This is a genomic window from Microcoleus sp. S36b_A4, assembly GCF_036700645.1.
GTDB lineage: Bacteria > Cyanobacteriota > Cyanobacteriia > Cyanobacteriales > Microcoleaceae > Microcoleus.
The window spans coordinates 1-15,951 of record NZ_JAUBPI010000099.1 but is presented as its reverse complement, the minus strand read 5'-3'; the positions used below and the strand labels follow the sequence as shown (position 1 = coordinate 15,951).

The following is a 15,951-nucleotide window of genomic DNA, read 5'->3' as shown; positions in this document are numbered from 1 at the left end:
CGCGCTCGCCAACCACTGCTGAAGGTACTCGATCGCTTTGGCGTAGTCGCCGAGGGAATTGTAAGCATTTCCCAGATGTCCCAGAGCTCTCCCCTCGCTTCGGCGGTCTTTAATTTCGCGCGCGATCGCCAACCACTGCTGAGCGTACTCGATGGCTTTGGCGTAGTCGCCGAGGGAAAAGTAAGTATTTCCCAGATTTCCCAGCGACACCCCTTCACCTTGGCGGTCTTTAATTTCTCGCGCGATCGCCAAGTCCTGCTGAAGGTAGTCGATCGCTTTGGCGTCGTCGCCGAGGGAAAAGTAAGCATTTCCCAGATTTCCCAGAGCTTTCCCTTCACCTTGGCGGTCTTTAATTTCTCGATAAATTATTAGTGCCTGTTGCCAAGACTGCAATGCAGCTTGAAATTGACTAATCTGATACTGCTGAATCCCTTGCTTGAACAGTCGGTCTGCTTCAGCTTTCCGCTCAGCTTGCGTTTGAGCCAAGGCCTGAGAATTGATGATTTTAAATTGAGAATTAGGGATAAACCGAAACTCGCCTATAGTCAGCGCCGCTAAGATTGAGATCAGTCCCGACAATCCAATTTTTTGCACTTTCATAACTTTTGACCGCCCTCTGGTTTGAATATCCGCTTGACACCTCAAAATATTGCTAACACTTATTAAAGCTCAAATGCCACTCCATGAGAATTGTTTGTCTTGATTTTCCTCCCCCTATCTACAGCAATATCTTTGCAGCCCGAAACGATATAATTAAGCGGTGCATCTATTTAGGACTAAACTCAATGGCTAACTCAACTCAAGAAACACCGCAACCAGACAAAAAAGAATTAACTGAGATCACAGCTAAACCTCAAGAACAACAAGAAGAACCGCCAAATAAGGGTGACGGGCGGAAATAGTCGATCGACATTCATCGGTGACGATATAAATCTCGAATTGCCTTAAGAACACCGACTTCTTTTTTTCTCAAAATCTGTGTTCTTCCCTACAATACCGGTTCCTATAAATTGGTATTCGGCCAGTAGTTTTTAGGTAATAAACAAACCCGATTTTTGCCAAAAACCGGGTTAGTTTGCTATTGACAAATCACTCCGTTTGTGTAGTGGGGTTTTTCGATCGCAAGTTCGGCTTTCCCGGCTTTCCACGGAGGCCGTTTAAAGAAACCACATCAGCCTCAGAACTCTCCCTCGCCACCCGAATCAGCAACCCCGACAACAACAAACTTGCCAACATCGAAGAGCCCCCATAACTAAAAAACGGCAGCGGCAAACCCGTAGTCGGCAAAACCCCCGTCGCCACCCCAATATTCAGCAGCGACTGTCCCACCATCACCACCATCACCCCAATCGCCACCAACTGACTCTCAATATTTCGAGCCTTCATCGCTACCCTCAAAGCCACAGTAGAGTAGGCCGCTAACATCAGCAATAGCGAGAAACCTCCCACCAAACCAAACTCCTCAGCAAACACAGCAAAAATAAAATCGCTGTACTGAATCGGCAAATAAAATAACTTTTGCTGCGACATCCCCAAACCCACACCCCAAATGCCCCCTGAACCGACAGCCAGGAGACTTTGAATCAACTGATAGCCGTCTTGCATCGGATCAGCCCAAGGATTGAGGAAAGACATAATCCGGCGGCGCTGATATTCCCTCAAACTAATACTTAAAACGGCTAAAAGCATTCCCCCCATAGCCGTTGCGCCCAACTGCAAGTAAGGCAATCCCGCCGCCAAAGCCACCAACCACAAAGTCATCCCGCACAAAGCCGTGGTACTTAAGTTCGGTTGCAACAAAATTCCCAAAAGCATTGCGCCGAAAATTAACAGCCAAGTTAAGCGAACTTTATTCGTCAACCGGGACCAGTTGCCGAAAATGCGGGCACTTTGGAGAACAAAAAACGGCTTGATCAATTCAGAAGGTTGAATAATCGGAACCGGGCCCAGAGATATCCAGCGAGTCGCCCCGTTGATTGTGGTTCCTACCCCCGGAACCAAGGTCAGCCACAGCAATCCCAGCAGCAACAAAACGCCTACCTGAGATGTTTTCAGCAGGTAGCGTAGGGGGGAGTATACCATCAAGTTAAAGCCGGCCAGCCCGATCGCCACTGCGATTAGCTGTCGTTTAAAATAATAAAGGCCGTCTCCAAATTCATAATTTGCAATGGGATAGGAAGCCGAAAACAATGCTGTCAGCCCGACAAACAGCCACAGAAAAGTCAGCCACCTCAGCCACCGGGCCTCAGCGGCCCATTGAGAGGCGCTGGGGTCAAAAAAGGGAATCAAGCGTCGAATGTCATTAGCCATATGATTTTAGAATGATCTCAATAAACTCTAACAAAGATGGCTAAAGTACCAGATTGGTTAATTTACGCATTAATCTGTTCGCTATTATATGGTTTGTGGGGATTTTTTGGCAATTTAGCAACTAAATATATTGACTACAAAACTGCTTTTGTTTATGAAGCAATTGGCGCTATTTTAACTACTTTATTTATTATTATCCAAACTAATAATTTTAGTTTTGAGGGAGATGTTAGGGGGATTTTGTTTGCCATGTTAGTTGGCGTTTGTGGCACTGTGGCATCATTAGTATTTTTTATAGCCCTTGGCAAAGGTGAAGTTGCCAATGTAGTGAGTGTTACGTCTATCTACCCGCTGATTACTATATTATTATCGACTTTATTCTTAAAAGAGGCTATTACATTACCACAAATGCTTGCTGTTTTGTTAGCGATAATCGCAGTTATACTTTCTGCTTATTGAAATATTTGTCAATGATGAGATTAAAAACGCTGGACATTATTCCTTATGCTATAACTATAACAAACAAAAAAGAGGTCGATCGCGACCTCTTACCCCTCTACTAATCCAGCTTCGGCTCTTAAAGTAAACCTGTATTAGCACCGGGCTTACCGGTAGCCAGTTGCACTTTAATAATTCTGCCGCCCATTTTCATAATTCTTTGCTGTTCCCGGAACCAGTTGTCGTAAGGAACGAGCTTAGTAAAATAGGTATTTTGCAATTCGCGCTGAGTGCGGATGCGAGTTTGACTTGGGACGCAAGCAGTCACCTTAAACATTCTCATGGGAAACTAACTCCTGAGTAGGTTTACAGATTATTAGATGGATTTTTTAAAGATTGAAGGCAGGGAGTTAGGAGTCAAAACTAGCTCGTTAAAACTCGTCGGGCTTTCTCGGCAAGCCTTTGACGGTCTAGCAATCACTCTCAACTTCCCTGACCTCTTTTCAAAGTCAAAGGTAACAAGTCCAAAGTAAAAAGTTAAAAGTTAAAAGAGGCAAGAAATAAATCTTCTTCCTTCTTCCGACTTCCATCGGACTGAAATCTGTTACATCTGTTACATTCGTTACATCCGTTACAGAATCCGTTGCCGAACTTCCTTCTTCCTTCTTTCTTCTTCCTGAGTCTTAGCTCAAGCCAGAGCAGATGTAGTCGAAATAGACGCCCATTTCTTTACCAGCGTCAGAACCGACCAAACCGGCGGTGACTTCTTTCATTGCTTGGATTGCTTGTACGGTAGAACCGATGGGCACGCCCAAGGAGTTGTAGGTTTCTTTCAAACCGTTGAGCACGCGCTCATCGAGGATGGAAGGGTCGCCAGCTAGCATAGCGTAGGTGGCATAGCGCAGGTAGTAGTCCAAGTCGCGGATGCAAGCTGCATAACGACGAGTGGTGTACATATTGCCGCCGGGACGAGTTACGTCAGAGTACAACAGAGACTTAGCAACTGCTTCTTTGACGATTGTGGCTGCATTAGCGCTGATGGCTGTAGCGGCGCGGACGCGCAGTTCGCCAGAAGCAAAGTAGTTCTTGAGCTTGTCTAGAGCGCTGATGTCCAGGTACTTACCTTGAACGTCAGAGGAATTGATAACGGCGGTAATTGCGTCTTGCATGGTTGTCTTGTTTCCTAGAAAGTGGCTGAGTCAGTCCAATTTTGGAGCTAGAATTTGGAATTTGGGATGTGGGATTTAAGATTTTTAAGTGGCTGGTTATTTGCAAAAGCTTTTAACTTGTTGCCGGCAACCCCCAATTTTTCAATCTAAAATCGAAAACCTAAAATCAAAATTCCTTACTGCATCGCACCGATAACGTAGTCGAAGTAAGAGGAAGCTTCGGAAGCATCTTCTCCAGACAGCAGCGAGCTTGCTGCATTTTTCATAGCGCGAACGCCTTCGGCGACGGCTTCAATCGGGGTGCCGAGAGATTTGTACATTTCGCGGACGCCGACAATACCGATTTCTTCGATCGGAGTAATGTCGCCAGCTACGATTCCGTAGGTAATCAAACGCAGGTAGTAGTCCATGTCGCGCAAGCAAGTTGCGGTCATTTCTTCGCCGTAAGCGTTGCCGCCGGGAGAAACAATATCAGGGCGCTTTTGGAAAAGTTGGTCGCCTGCTTGCTTGACGATGCGTTCGCGGGATTCGCTCAAAATTTGGGCGATGCGGACGCGGCGTTCACCAGAGGTGACGAAGCTTTTGATCCGATCTAATTCACCTGGGCTCAAGTAGCGAGCTTCGGCGTCTGCGTTGACGATTGATTTGGTGACGATACTCATCTTGTGTGTACCCGCTGGATATTTTGCTATATGAACTGCTCTGCGCTGAGCTAGCGAAAGCGGGCGCTTGTGTCCCGTATCTTTCCTGCTCAGGCAGGAGCTTTGACGGGGAAGGCTGGACTTTCCACACTCAGCAACTGTTGAAGTTGTTGGCGGTTGACTGCCTTCGGTGCTTAACGGCGCTTGTTCTTCACGCCGGTGCGGTTGTGAGTGCTCGCACTAAGCCTGTCGCTTACAATACCATAAATGACTGATGCGATCTTTAATTTATGATAAAGATTGCAGCAGGCCACTTAGTGGCGATCGAGTGACTATCGGGCAGTTAGTAAGGATATTGCTTCTCTGACACAACTACCTCTCGCAAGTATTTTGAGGCATTATGTTCACATTCTGAGTGTTACTGTAATAGTTTGTAACATTCCTTTTCATATTGGGGCCCTCACTTGGGTCTTCTCGGTTAAAATTTCACAGTTAAAAAATTGCTAAAATTATCGGGCAGCAAGGGTTACAGGCGATCGAGCATTTAGCGGGAATTGTAACGGGCGATCGCGCGAGGTTCAAAGACTTTTCCCTCAGAGGGAGACAAGCGGGAGATGGGGGGAGACAGGCGGGAGAGAGGCGGGGAGAGGTGCGATCGTCTCACATCTTGCACCATTCTGAATAAGTCTTGGACGGGCGGGATCTCTTGCCCAAGGCGTGTCAACTTAAGGTAAAACCGATAGTCCGTCAGGGGTTGAAACCCCTGGCGGGCTCCCGGGTGAGCGGGAGGACTGGCGGACTAAAAGCTTAAGTTGACACCAATGCTTCCTGCCCAACCCCTACTACTCATAAGAAAACTCAACTCTTTGTGTTTGTGGAACAGGCCGGAAAGCCTGTTCTCGATCGCGATGCCAGATATAAGATCATCGGAAATCCTAAGTTTCGAGCTTGTAGCTAGATTGGACTCTCACTTTAAATCTGGTGCGCCGTGAAAAGAAATCTATCAGCCCTTAAAAAAGCTTTGCAGTTTGGGATTAGCGGTGCAGTCGGCGGTTTCGTCGGCAATCTAATCACCGAACCTTTCATGCAGCGACTCACTGGTTCGGCCTCTTTTTCTGATAGTGTATTTTCCACAGCTCGCTGGTTTGGGCTGGTAGGCGGTGGCATTGCTACTGCTATCATGTTCGGCTATTATTACTATATCAAAGGCAAGCCTCAAATTAAACAAGCTTTAAAAAATGGCGGATTGTTTGGTTTAATAGCAGGAGCGATTTCTGGGGCCATCGCCGAAGGTATTTACAGCGGGATTGGCGACGGAAACAACGAATTATTGCGAGTAATTTGCTGGGGAATAGCTGGCAGTTTGTTAGGACTTGGACTTGCACAGCGGATTCCCAACTTGGGAGCGCTTCGCGGCATGGGAGGCGGCGGTGTAGGAGGAGTTTTGGGCGGCTGTTTGTTTATTCTGTTTGCTTACAATTTATCCGGTACAGCAGGCCGTTTAGCTGGCTGTGCTGCGATCGGTTTTTGGATTGGCATTATGCTAGTTGTAGCCGAAACTTTGTTCAACAAAGCTTGGCTGGTAATTAGTTACGATACCGGAGCAAATCGCACTCTCACTCTGGGTTCCGAACCGGTGACTTTTGGTAGTGATGAAAATTTGTCTATTATCTGCATTCCTAATGTTTCACCCTTGGCAATGCGGTTTCAATTAGAAGCAGGTCAAATTGTTTGCGAGAATGTTGATAGCGGGGCGGTGAGTTATTTGCGATCGGGCGACCAAAAGAAAATCGGCAACTGTACCATTACAGTAGGAAACTCTGACTTGCCAGCCCCAACACCAGCAAATATTCCGCCTACCTTTATATCAGATCAGCCCGCAGTAAATTCTTTTACTAGCAGCCACTTTTCTCTGAAATTAGGCAGTCGAGTTATTCCTTTGAGTGTGGGAACTCAACTATTCACTTCTGACATACCGAGTTTAACAGCCGCAGCATCTAACGGTCTTGTAGCTATAGTCACTTCTCGATCGAGAAACGAGCTTTCGTTAGGATTGACCAATTTGTGCGATCGCGCTTGGTGGGCTACAGACATTCAAGGCGATATAAAAATGGTAGAACCTGAAAGTACGCTAACTTTGGCGTTGGGAACTCAAATCGAATTCGGTGAAATTGACGGCGAAATTGTGTAAGTAAGTAGGTACAAACTTATCGAATAACATCATTTACAATCAGCCTTTCCTGGGCGGGCAGGATGCCCAACCCCTACTCCCGACAAGAAAATTTAGTCGGTGTGGAACGGGCATCTTGACCCTTCTTAAGGGGATCTCCCGCCCAACCCCTACTCCCCACAATAAAATTGCCTCTTTGTGGAACTGGCATCTTGCCCGTTCTTAACAATAATTCAAGCAGAACTGCTGCTAACCCCATTAATTACAGCCGCACCAATCAGATGAGCCAAACGCAAAGCTTCAGGAACTTTACCAGTGTCTGTCAAACGCTGGAGAACCCTCGCTATTACTTCCGGTTGTTCGCCGCAAACTTGAAAAAAGAAAGGTTCAAAAGCGTGAATTATCCCAGCGCGACGCAACAATTCTAAACGGTATTGCGAGTCTGGTAAATGGCGGAGGGCTTTTTCAACAGCAGCTAAATCTGGTTGGCGGCGCATGACAGCAACGCAAGGAATTTGCAGCCGCGATGCTAACTCAGGAAGGTCAATAATATTGAAGCCTCCGAAAGCAATTCCGTCTAGCAAAACCAGATGCAATTGCGGCAGAAATTTGCCTCCGAGGAGTAGCCCAGAAATAGCATCCGTGGCATCTAATCCGTCTGGGAGGACTTGTCCCCAAACCATTCCTTCAAATCTAGTTCCCCCACAGACTATGCCCGCGATCGACACCAGACTGCCACTTCTACGAGAAAACGGAGCATCGTCAAAGCCAATAACCTTAATTGTGCGATCGAGCCTCAGCAAATCTGCCAGTTTCAACTTGGGGAATTCCGTAAGCTAAAGTTTTTGACATTAATTTGACTTCTAGATATAGTATCATATACGTTAAAGACCTCATTACTAAAAATATTTTAGACAATTGGTAAAAAAATACGTAGCAGCGATCGACCAAGGAACTACCAGCACCAGATTTATCGTATTCGATCGCCTGGGACAGATAATTTGTCGCAACCAACAAGAACACCAGCAAATATATCCGCAGCCAGGATGGGTTGAACACAATCCCGATGAAATTTGGCAGCGCACCCAAAGCGTGATTAAAAATGCCCTCGAAATTGGCAATATTGACCCGGAAGATATTGCTGCACTCGGTATTACCAACCAGCGCGAAACTACAATTGTTTGGGACAGAAAAACTGGCAAACCTTACGGTAATGCGATTGTTTGGCAAGATACCCGCACTCGCTTTATTTGCGATCAATTAGCTGAAATTGAGGGCAAAGATAGATTTCAAAAACGATGCGGTTTGCCGCTGACAACTTATTTCAGCGGGCCGAAAATTAAGTGGATGCTGGACAATATTCCAGGATTGCGGGAAGCGGCAAATCAAGGGGATGCGATTTTTGGCAATGTCGATACTTTTCTGATTTGGCACCTGACGGGCGGCGCGCACATTACCGATGTTACCAACGCCAGCCGCACGATGCTGATGGATTTGCAAACCCTCGATTGGGATGCCGAAACTTTGGAAATAATGGCAATTCCCCGCCAGATGCTGCCAGAAATTCGCCCTTCGAGTCAAGTTTTTGGAACTGCAAAAGGATTGCTTGCAGGTGTTCCAATTGCTGCTGCTTTGGGGGATCAGCAAGCCGCTCTCGTCGGGCAAACTTGTTTCAGTCCGGGGGAGGCGAAAAATACTTACGGTACGGGCTGTTTTATGCTGCTGAATACCGGTGAGGCGATCGTCCCCTCAAAAAACGGGTTACTAACAACAGTCGCCTACAAGATGGGGGAATCGCCCGCTGTGTATGCTTTGGAAGGCAGTATTGCGCTTGCCGGGGCTTTAGTGCAGTGGCTGCGGGACAATTTGGGTATCATCAACACATCTGCAGAAGTAGAAACATTAGCAAATACAGTTGAAGATAGCGGCGGAGTTTACGTTGTCCCGGCGTTTTCTGGACTCTACGCACCCTATTGGAAAGACAGCGCCAGGGGAGTAATTGCAGGTTTAACTCGCTACGTGACTAAGGCACACATTGCCCGCGCCGCATTGGAAGCTACAGCGTGGCAAACGCGAGAAGTATTGGAGGCGATGAATCAGGATTCTGCTGTGCAGCTTTTGTCTTTAAAAGTAGACGGAGGTATGGTGGTAAATCACACGCTGATGCAGTTTCAGAGCGATGTTTTGGGAGTGCCTGTGATGCGGCCTGTGGTAGCAGAAACTTCTGCACTCGGTGTGGCTTATGCGGCCGGTTTGGCGGTGGGTTTTTGGAGTCAGCTAGCCGAATTGCGGGACAATTGGGCGGTGGATTGTACTTGGGAACCGAAAATGCCGATCGCACTTCGCGAGCAAAAATATCGCTTTTGGAAAAAAGCAGTTTCCCGCACCTTCGATTGGGAAGAATGAATCGCTGAGTTAAGTCCAAAATGCGTATTTAGTGATATCATTAAACCCAGCACTATTTTTTACCTGACCAATAAATGATTTCGCTAAAGAACTTAAAAAATTTTCTCACCGCCTTTCTATTGATACTGACACTGGCATTTGTAGAAATCGCTACTAATTCCCAAATGGCGATCGCAGATACAGCTACAAATACCACAACCGCAGCCGAAGTATTCAGCACCAACTGTGCAGGCTGTCACATCAACGGTGGCAACATTATCAGGCGCGGCAAAAACTTGAAACAAAAAGCCTTAAAAAAATACGGCATGGATTCCATCGCCAACATTTTCAACTTAGTAACCAACGGCAAAGGCATTATGCCCGCTTACAAAGATCGTTTGTCTGAACAACAAATTATCGATGTTTCAGCTTACGTACTCTCCCAAGCTGAAACCGATTGGAAATAAACCAGATTATGTACATGGTAAGACCAGGTTTAGCGCCTAACTTCAGGAAACCAAGCCGAGGTATAATGTAAGGGCTGGTTTAGCGCGTAACTTGGTCATCGATGAATAATCTTTATACAAAACCTGCCTGCTTCTTGTCTTTTATTGTTCATCCCTTAATCATCTCAATACAAACCTGTCCTTTTTGGGTTTTTTTGCTAAGAAAGTGTAAATTATTGGAGGTATTGCAAGTTGAAAAAATATTATTGTTGGCGTAGAACTTTAACTATTATTAGCTTGTGCTTGTATCTAATCTTAGCGGTTAGCCCGCCCGCTTTCGCCTCGATTCACAAATATCCAGAAACTGCTGAGACAGTAATGTTCCGATCCGTACAAAGCCTGCGCGATACAGACGATAAAGCATGGCAAGTTGTTTTGTACAAGCGAGTAAAGTCGGGAGTAGTAAAGTCTTTAAATCTGAGAGTGGTAGGATTTCCGGGAACAGAATTGCAGCACCCGGTTCCGCTGAAAGTGGCGGCGGGCAAGCGGGAAATGGGCAAGGCTAATGATATTTGGAACGAGTCGGGTTTGCCAATTAATGTCGGAGAATACGATTTTAAATCAATAATTGCACAATTGGAAAGCAATCAACCTTTGCTGTTGAGTTTGCCCGTGAAAAATCAAAAAGAAACAGAATTGCTGGTTCCTCCTTTTGCTGTGAGACAATGGCGGCTTTTGTCTGACAAAAACTAAAGATACCAATTTAAGCGCACTCTACATTTAAAAGCCATACAATTTCCCATGTCACAAATCGCTATGTTTAAATATGCCTTAAGGTAGATTTAACGTATTTGAAGAATAATTTGGTCTGGCAAAAACTAAAGATACCAATTTAATAGCACTCTACATTTAAAATCGCTACGATTTCATCAATGTATCAAAAATAACTTTATTTACATAGACCTTAAGGTAGATTTAACCTATTTTAAGGGTAATTATGAAACAAACTAAAAGCTGAGTTAGTCGAGTGACAAAACTTCAGTGTTTTAACGTAGGTGTATTCAGGGTAAATCTACTATGACTTTAATCAGTAAAATTGTCCGCAAAGCTTTGGCAACAGGTTACTTAACGGTTGAGGCAGAAGAACAGTTGCGACAGCAGTTGCAGATGACTAAGTACGGTTTAGAAGATTTTGAGGCTTTTATTAATTTGCAAAAAGAGGTGATGGAGGGTAGGGTGAAACAGCAAGCTTTGGAATTGTTACGATCGCGCAAATGTTCTGCGACGGCTTGAATCCCGTTCGATCGACCTTTTGGATCAAGGGGATAAAAAAGTTACAGCATCTTCTATTTTTATCCCTAACAGGGCTTACGCATGTAAGACCGAAGGAAGAAACCGGGTTTTTTACCTAATCTCTGGCTGAAAACGAAGAATTTTCGTAAAAACACCCGGTTTCTGACCACCGGTGCGTAAATCCTAGCTAATTAGAAATTTCCGGCGCGATAGAACTTGACAAAACTACAACAATCCGCAATAGTAGTAGATTGTCTGTCTAAATCCGGCTCGGATCAGGTTAAGACATTCCAAAAGCTGGAGAGCAGTCAGCAGTCAAAAGTCCACAACGACCAATGACCAATGACTCATCAGCTACCTGTACGGCAATCTCAACAACCATCCCATGACTTACGCAATCATTGAAACCGGCGGCAAACAATTTCGGGTAGAACCAGGCCGCTTCTACGACATCGAACTGCTTCACGTCGAAGCTGAATCCAAAGTCACCATAGACAAAGTATTTCTGATCCAGCACGAAGGCGAGGTTCATATCGGCCAGCCTCTACTAGAAAATGCCACTGTAGAAGGAACGGTTCTCCGGCATTTCCGGGGCCGCAAAGTCCTCGTCTACAAGATGAAGCCGAAAAAGAAAACTCGGAAGAAAAAAGGGCACCGTCAAGAAACAACTCGCTTTATGATTGACTCGATTAGCGTCAACGGTACAGTCTTGGCCGCCAGAGACTTAACTGCAGCAGTTGTTGAAACCCCCCAAACCGCCGAAACTGATTCAGAATAAAAAATAGTAAATACAGTTGAGGATATTATGGCCCACAAGAAAGGTACAGGCAGTACACGTAACGGACGCGACTCTAATTCTCAGCGTCTGGGTGTCAAAAAGTACGGCGGTCAAGTTGTCAAAGCTGGCAACATTTTGATCCGTCAACGCGGCACTAAAGTTCACCCTGGTAATAATGTTGGTATCGGCAGAGATGATACTCTGTTTGCCATGATTGACGGTGTGGTGACTTTTGAAAGAAAAGGCAAAACTCGCAAGAAAGTCAGCATTTATCCTGTTGTAGCAGCACCTGTGGCTGAACCCGTGGCTGAAGCTGTCGCAGTTTAATTGCGATATTTTGGGGCGTTCCTTAAGTCTCTTTTGTTTGTCTCAAAGTCTCGATCCCCCCTAGCCCCCCTTAATAAGGGGGGGACAAGATTTTTCTTAAAGTCCCTCTTAATTAATGGGATTTAGGGGAACAAGATTATTCTCAAAGTTCCCCTTAATTAACGGGATTTAGGGAGACAAGATTATTCTCAAAGTCAACCCCTACTCCCCTTATTAAGGGGGATTTAGGGGGATCTAGATTTGAGGGCAAGCGACATTCCTCGGTTCAGCCCGGTGACAATTTAAGGTTTAATTTGTCACCCATTTGTGGCTAGCCTCCTCCGACAATTGTGACAACTTCTAAGATGTCGCCCTCTTGCATTTGTGTAGTTTCCCAAAATTGTTTGTGCAGAATTTCCCCGTTGTACTCCACAGCCACCAAGCGCGGGTTTAATCCCAATTGTTCTAGTAATTTTGGTAACGGTGTGTCGATCGCACAATTGCGGGTTTCTCCGTTAACTTGCAGCGCAATTTGATTTATCATCAGTAAAATATCTGTTTTTTGGGCGGGTTTGGTAACAAAATTATATTTTATGCACAGATTTCCTGTGCTAAACCCGCCCTACGAATCGCAAATAAACCTAGCTTTTCCCGTGCAAAGCTTTCTGAGCTTTTAGATTCTGCATCCGAATCAACTGCGAGATGAAAAACTGCGTGACTAAAGTAGGCTGTTCTGCTTCCATAATTGCGCGTACTATGGCAACCCTTTGAGCTCCGGCATTCAATATTTCATCGAGGTTGTTGATATCAATTCCGCCGATCGCAAACCAGGGAATCGGCGACTTAGTAGCAGCATACCGCACATAGTCCAAACCCGCCGCCTGTTTATCAGGTTTAGTAGGAGTGGAGTAAACCGGCCCAACTCCAATATAGTCTGCTCCCTCTTCAATAGCTCGCTGCATTTCCTCGCCATTCGTAGTAGAACGACCGATGATCCGTCCCGGGCCGAGCAACTTGCGCGCTTCCGCCACAGGGAAATCTCCCTGTCCTAAGTGTACGCCGTCGGCATCTGCTGCGATCGCAAAATCCACGCGATCGTTCACAATCAGCAAAGCATCGTAGCGGTGACAAAGTTCGCAAAGCTTGCGCGCATTAGCCAGCTTGGCGCCGTCGTCTGAGGTTTTGTCGCGGTACTGCACCAAAGTCAGTCCGCCTTGCAAAGCAGCTTCCACAACTCCCAACAAGTTGTCTCTCGGCGAAGTTACGAGGTATAACTGCGATCGAAGTAACTGCTGGTAGCGCCGGTAAGCCAGCAAATTGCTTTCGAGAGTATAAACCCGATAGCGCATCTGCTTAAAAGCCGCGCCCATATTCCGATCGTAAATTTTGCCATACTCTTCGAGTACCCGCAAAGCTTCTTCCACCCGACAGAAATTCGCCTCCAGTAGCTGCTGAATGCTCGAACGCTGCTCTTCCTGCGGGTGAGTCAACTCCGTACCCGGATCAGCAGGCGTATCCCTAGCACTGCGAAGTTCTGCGACGTGCCAAGCAGCCAATTCTTGACGCAGTTGCTTGCACTCGCCAGCTAAATCGGCGTTGTTGAGACCAAACCTGCACCATTCTTCAATAATTCTCAACCCTTCGCGCGATCGATCTAAATTTGCATCTAAAATCCGGCAGAGGGCTGGCTGTGCCGGTAAAGTTCTGTTTTGTTTGTCGGTCATTCACAACCACCCTAATTATAATTAATCTTACCAATCAACCCGCTATATTCTCCCACGCCGTCAAGATTGTGGCAAAGCAGGCGGCTTAATTTTGGCATAAACCAATGTAAATTCGACAATAATTTTTTAAGTTTTATTGAATTTGATGAAAACAAAGCATAATAGATCAAACTTGATAAGAGTGGAATCGTTAAACTGCATACCACACTTCGGAGGAGAGCCGTGAGGTTAGCAGAACAACACAAAAGATTAACGGCAGAAAACCCCAGCAGGCGGGTGAAATCAAAGTTCGATCGCAAAAACCCGACACCGAAATCGGGAAGCGGAACTCGGATCGCAAATCAGTGGGGTTTATTTATGCTCCTAAATTCTCAATATAGCGAGTGCAAAGAAAAGCGATCGCAAAAATTTTGTTTGAGTTCTTGCCTTCTACTCGTCTTTGCGATGACCGCCCTTTGCAACCATCAACCGTCAGTTATCGCTGCCGGGATACCGGGAGTGCAGCTACTTTCTCAGACGCTGCAGAGCGACATCAACATACTCTACGTCAGCTCGATCGGGGGCAGCGACACGGGGGGCAACGGCAGCGATCAAGCTCCGTTTAAAACCCTTACCTACGCCTTAAGCGTGGCCCCGCCCAAAACAGCGATTTTGCTAGCGCCCGGTACTTACAGCGAGCAAACCGGCGAAAAATTTCCATTAATGCTCAGGCCCAGCGTGACAGTTCAGGGAAATCCCAACACTCGCGGTCAGAATATTGTCATCAAAGGCGGAGGATACTTTATCAGTCCGACTTCGGCGGGTCAAAATATCGCGATTTTAGGCGCAGATGGGGCGGGACTCAGCGGGGTGACGGTGACGAATACCAACTATCGCGGTTACGCTTTGTGGATCGAATCGAGTTCTCCGACAGTTGTTAACAATACTTTTTCTGGGAGCACTCACGACGGCATTTCGGTAGTGGGTACATCCAGGCCGACGATTGGCGGGAATGTTTTCTCGAAAAATGGAGCTAACGGCATTACTATTTTTGGCAGTTCCCAGCCGGAAGTTCGAGATAATGTGTTTGAAAACACCGGATTTGGGGTGAATGTAGCGCAGAACGCTTCGCCTCTGCTGATCGGCAACAAAATTACTCGCAATAAGGACGGCGTGGTGGTGCAAGCTAATGCTAGACCTGTGCTGCGTAACAATTATATCGAGAGTAATCGCCGGGACGGAATTGTGGCGATCGCGAGCTCTCTGCCCGATTTGGGAACTGCCGCCGAACCGGGGGGCAATGTCATTCGCAACAACGGTCAGTACGATGTCAACAATGCGGCAAAAGGTCAAGTAATCCCAGCTTACGGCAATCAATTGTCGAGCAGCCGGACGACGGGATCGGTTGATGTGGCGGGAACTTTTACACCGCCGCCAATGGGGGGAAGTGCTTTGCAGCTAACGGCCGATCGACCTCCCAGCATCGGTGGTCCAGACACTTCTCTCCCGGCTTACACTCCCGGCCGGCTAATTCCCAGAGTTGAAAGAGCGCCACTTCCCCCGCCTGCGCCCGTTTCAATGCGATCTGTGCAAAATCGACCCGCACCGCGAAGCGCTGAGTTGCGACAAGAACTTTCTCCGAGGAATGCCGCTGCTTCATCGGTAGCCCAAGGGGCGAGCGCAATTCCTGTGCCCGATCCGAATTATCGATCAATTTCGGAAATTTCGGTACAGCAACCAATGATTCCTCCCAATTTTGATAGTTCGAGTTCGGTTGCTTCCGAGGGTAGATTGCCGGTTCCGGGCCGCAACATTCCGATCGGAAGGGGCGGCTATGTACCTGCACCTTTAGGGGGTAATTCTTTGCCCGATGCCGCGGATAATTCGCCGTCATTCGATCGAGCCAGAGCTTTGGGTTTCCGGTATCGAGTTGTGGTGGATACCGACAGTTGGCGCGATCGACAAAAAATGCAATCCCTCGTTCCCGGTGCTTTTCGCTCTTTTTCCAGCGGACGATCGGTGATGCAAGCCGGTGCTTTTCGGGAACTAGAAAAAGCTGAGGAATTGCTACAAATGCTCAGCGCTAACGGTTTGAATGCTCAAATTGAGGAGATTAAATGAAATGGTCAGTAGTCAGTAGTCAGTAGTCAGTAGTCATTAGACCTCTTTCAAAAATAACTAGGAGGGGCAAGATGCCCGTTCCAAAATTTTATTAAAAGGACTTTTGCAAGAGGTCTAAGCTGTTCGACATCTAAACTGCATTAACTCGCGTTACCTTTGTTTTTGATCTTTCGGTTCCATTTCATAATTAA

Annotated in this window: 18 protein-coding genes; 9 read left to right on the top strand and 9 right to left on the bottom strand. The window is 46.5% G+C overall.

The window, feature by feature from the left end:
* Both QUA03_RS24115 and QUA03_RS24110 read right to left on the bottom strand, forming a co-directional pair.
* The coding region (locus tag QUA03_RS24115) for a tetratricopeptide repeat protein (protein WP_333215615.1) at positions 1 to 600 on the bottom strand (600 nt) is incomplete at its 3' end.
* Between the two features lie 489 nt (positions 601 to 1,089).
* Entirely contained in the window at positions 1,090 to 2,310 is a 1,221-nt protein-coding gene (locus tag QUA03_RS24110; RefSeq protein ID WP_333215613.1) for an FtsW/RodA/SpoVE family cell cycle protein, read from the bottom strand.
* 36 nt (positions 2,311 to 2,346) lie between these two features.
* Between QUA03_RS24110 and QUA03_RS24105 the strand changes: the two genes are divergently transcribed.
* The gene (locus tag QUA03_RS24105; protein ID WP_333215611.1) at positions 2,347 to 2,769 is read left to right on the top strand and encodes an EamA family transporter; all 423 of its coding nucleotides are present in this window, start codon (positions 2,347 to 2,349) and stop codon (positions 2,767 to 2,769) included.
* A 118-nt stretch (positions 2,770 to 2,887) separates the two neighbouring features.
* Here the strand turns inward: QUA03_RS24105 and QUA03_RS24100 are convergent, their stop codons facing one another.
* From QUA03_RS24100 to QUA03_RS24085, 4 genes are all read right to left on the bottom strand, one after another.
* A complete protein-coding gene (locus QUA03_RS24100) occupies positions 2,888 to 3,091 on the bottom strand; it encodes a phycobilisome linker polypeptide (RefSeq protein ID WP_006634929.1) in 204 nt (67 codons plus the stop codon).
* Between the two features lie 340 nt (positions 3,092 to 3,431).
* Positions 3,432 to 3,917, bottom strand: a complete 486-nt coding sequence (apcB, locus tag QUA03_RS24095) for an allophycocyanin subunit beta (RefSeq protein ID WP_006634930.1) — start codon at positions 3,915 to 3,917, stop codon at positions 3,432 to 3,434.
* 176 nt (positions 3,918 to 4,093) lie between these two features.
* Entirely contained in the window at positions 4,094 to 4,579 is a 486-nt protein-coding gene (gene apcA, locus QUA03_RS24090; protein WP_333036136.1) for an allophycocyanin subunit alpha, read from the bottom strand.
* Positions 4,580 to 5,102: 523 nt separating this feature from the next.
* Positions 5,103 to 5,234: a hypothetical protein gene (locus QUA03_RS24085; RefSeq protein WP_333215609.1), complete on the bottom strand. Its 132-nt coding sequence runs from the start codon at positions 5,232 to 5,234 to the stop codon at positions 5,103 to 5,105.
* Between the two features lie 312 nt (positions 5,235 to 5,546).
* Here QUA03_RS24085 and QUA03_RS24080 point away from each other — a divergent pair, with 312 nt between their 5' ends.
* The gene (locus tag QUA03_RS24080; RefSeq protein ID WP_333215607.1) at positions 5,547 to 6,749 is read left to right on the top strand and encodes a hypothetical protein; all 1,203 of its coding nucleotides are present in this window, start codon (positions 5,547 to 5,549) and stop codon (positions 6,747 to 6,749) included.
* Between the two features lie 212 nt (positions 6,750 to 6,961).
* On the opposite strand, the gene QUA03_RS24075 is transcribed toward QUA03_RS24080, so the two are convergent.
* A complete protein-coding gene (locus QUA03_RS24075; RefSeq protein WP_333215605.1) occupies positions 6,962 to 7,546 on the bottom strand; it encodes an endonuclease dU in 585 nt (194 codons plus the stop codon).
* Between the two features lie 100 nt (positions 7,547 to 7,646).
* On the opposite strand from QUA03_RS24075, the gene glpK reads away from it, so the two are divergent.
* The 6 genes from glpK (at position 7,647) to rpmA (ending at position 11,957) form a co-directional block, all read left to right on the top strand.
* Positions 7,647 to 9,134 (top strand): glycerol kinase GlpK, encoded by a 1,488-nt coding sequence (gene glpK, locus QUA03_RS24070; protein ID WP_333215603.1) that lies wholly within the window; start codon positions 7,647 to 7,649, stop codon positions 9,132 to 9,134.
* A 74-nt stretch (positions 9,135 to 9,208) separates the two neighbouring features.
* Positions 9,209 to 9,580 carry a c-type cytochrome gene (locus QUA03_RS24065; RefSeq protein WP_333215601.1) on the top strand — a complete coding sequence of 124 codons (372 nt, stop codon included), beginning with the start codon at positions 9,209 to 9,211 and terminating at the stop codon, positions 9,578 to 9,580.
* Positions 9,581 to 9,811: 231 nt separating this feature from the next.
* Entirely contained in the window at positions 9,812 to 10,312 is a 501-nt protein-coding gene (locus QUA03_RS24060; protein WP_333215599.1) for a DUF3122 domain-containing protein, read from the top strand.
* A 324-nt stretch (positions 10,313 to 10,636) separates the two neighbouring features.
* Positions 10,637 to 10,852: a hypothetical protein gene (locus QUA03_RS24055; protein ID WP_015176895.1), complete on the top strand. Its 216-nt coding sequence runs from the start codon at positions 10,637 to 10,639 to the stop codon at positions 10,850 to 10,852.
* A 385-nt stretch (positions 10,853 to 11,237) separates the two neighbouring features.
* The gene (gene rplU / locus QUA03_RS24050; RefSeq protein ID WP_172190164.1) at positions 11,238 to 11,630 is read left to right on the top strand and encodes a 50S ribosomal protein L21; all 393 of its coding nucleotides are present in this window, start codon (positions 11,238 to 11,240) and stop codon (positions 11,628 to 11,630) included.
* A 27-nt stretch (positions 11,631 to 11,657) separates the two neighbouring features.
* Entirely contained in the window at positions 11,658 to 11,957 is a 300-nt protein-coding gene (gene rpmA, locus QUA03_RS24045) for a 50S ribosomal protein L27 (protein WP_190738131.1), read from the top strand.
* 310 nt (positions 11,958 to 12,267) lie between these two features.
* Here rpmA and thiS read toward each other — a convergent pair whose 3' ends face one another.
* The gene (gene thiS, locus QUA03_RS24040) at positions 12,268 to 12,480 is read right to left on the bottom strand and encodes a sulfur carrier protein ThiS (protein ID WP_015176890.1); all 213 of its coding nucleotides are present in this window, start codon (positions 12,478 to 12,480) and stop codon (positions 12,268 to 12,270) included.
* A gap of 97 nt (positions 12,481 to 12,577) precedes the next feature.
* Positions 12,578 to 13,660, bottom strand: a complete 1,083-nt coding sequence (locus QUA03_RS24035) for a thiamine phosphate synthase (RefSeq protein ID WP_333215597.1) — start codon at positions 13,658 to 13,660, stop codon at positions 12,578 to 12,580.
* 222 nt (positions 13,661 to 13,882) lie between these two features.
* On the opposite strand from QUA03_RS24035, the gene QUA03_RS24030 reads away from it, so the two are divergent.
* On the top strand, positions 13,883 to 15,760 hold the full coding sequence (locus QUA03_RS24030) for a DUF1565 domain-containing protein (protein WP_333215596.1): 1,878 nt from the start codon (positions 13,883 to 13,885) through the stop codon (positions 15,758 to 15,760).
* Positions 15,761 to 15,951: the final 191 nt, after the last annotated feature.

Bases quoted from the DNA above. Each gene is read 5' to 3' on its own strand.
- QUA03_RS24110 (WP_333215613.1), bottom strand. From the start codon at position 2,310: ATGGCTAATGACATTCGACGCTTGATTCCCTTTTTTGACCCCAGCGCC.
- QUA03_RS24105 (WP_333215611.1), top strand. From the start codon at position 2,347: ATGGCTAAAGTACCAGATTGGTTAATTTACGCATTAATCTGTTCGCTA.
- QUA03_RS24100 (WP_006634929.1), bottom strand. From the start codon at position 3,091: ATGAGAATGTTTAAGGTGACTGCTTGCGTCCCAAGTCAAACTCGCATC.
- apcB (WP_006634930.1), bottom strand. From the start codon at position 3,917: ATGCAAGACGCAATTACCGCCGTTATCAATTCCTCTGACGTTCAAGGT.
- apcA (WP_333036136.1), bottom strand. From the start codon at position 4,579: ATGAGTATCGTCACCAAATCAATCGTCAACGCAGACGCCGAAGCTCGC.
- QUA03_RS24085 (WP_333215609.1), bottom strand. From the start codon at position 5,234: ATGGTGCAAGATGTGAGACGATCGCACCTCTCCCCGCCTCTCTCCCGC.
- QUA03_RS24065 (WP_333215601.1), top strand. From the start codon at position 9,209: ATGATTTCGCTAAAGAACTTAAAAAATTTTCTCACCGCCTTTCTATTG.
- QUA03_RS24055 (WP_015176895.1), top strand. From the start codon at position 10,637: ATGACTTTAATCAGTAAAATTGTCCGCAAAGCTTTGGCAACAGGTTAC.
- rplU (WP_172190164.1), top strand. From the start codon at position 11,238: ATGACTTACGCAATCATTGAAACCGGCGGCAAACAATTTCGGGTAGAA.
- rpmA (WP_190738131.1), top strand. From the start codon at position 11,658: ATGGCCCACAAGAAAGGTACAGGCAGTACACGTAACGGACGCGACTCT.
- thiS (WP_015176890.1), bottom strand. From the start codon at position 12,480: ATGATAAATCAAATTGCGCTGCAAGTTAACGGAGAAACCCGCAATTGT.
- QUA03_RS24035 (WP_333215597.1), bottom strand. From the start codon at position 13,660: ATGACCGACAAACAAAACAGAACTTTACCGGCACAGCCAGCCCTCTGC.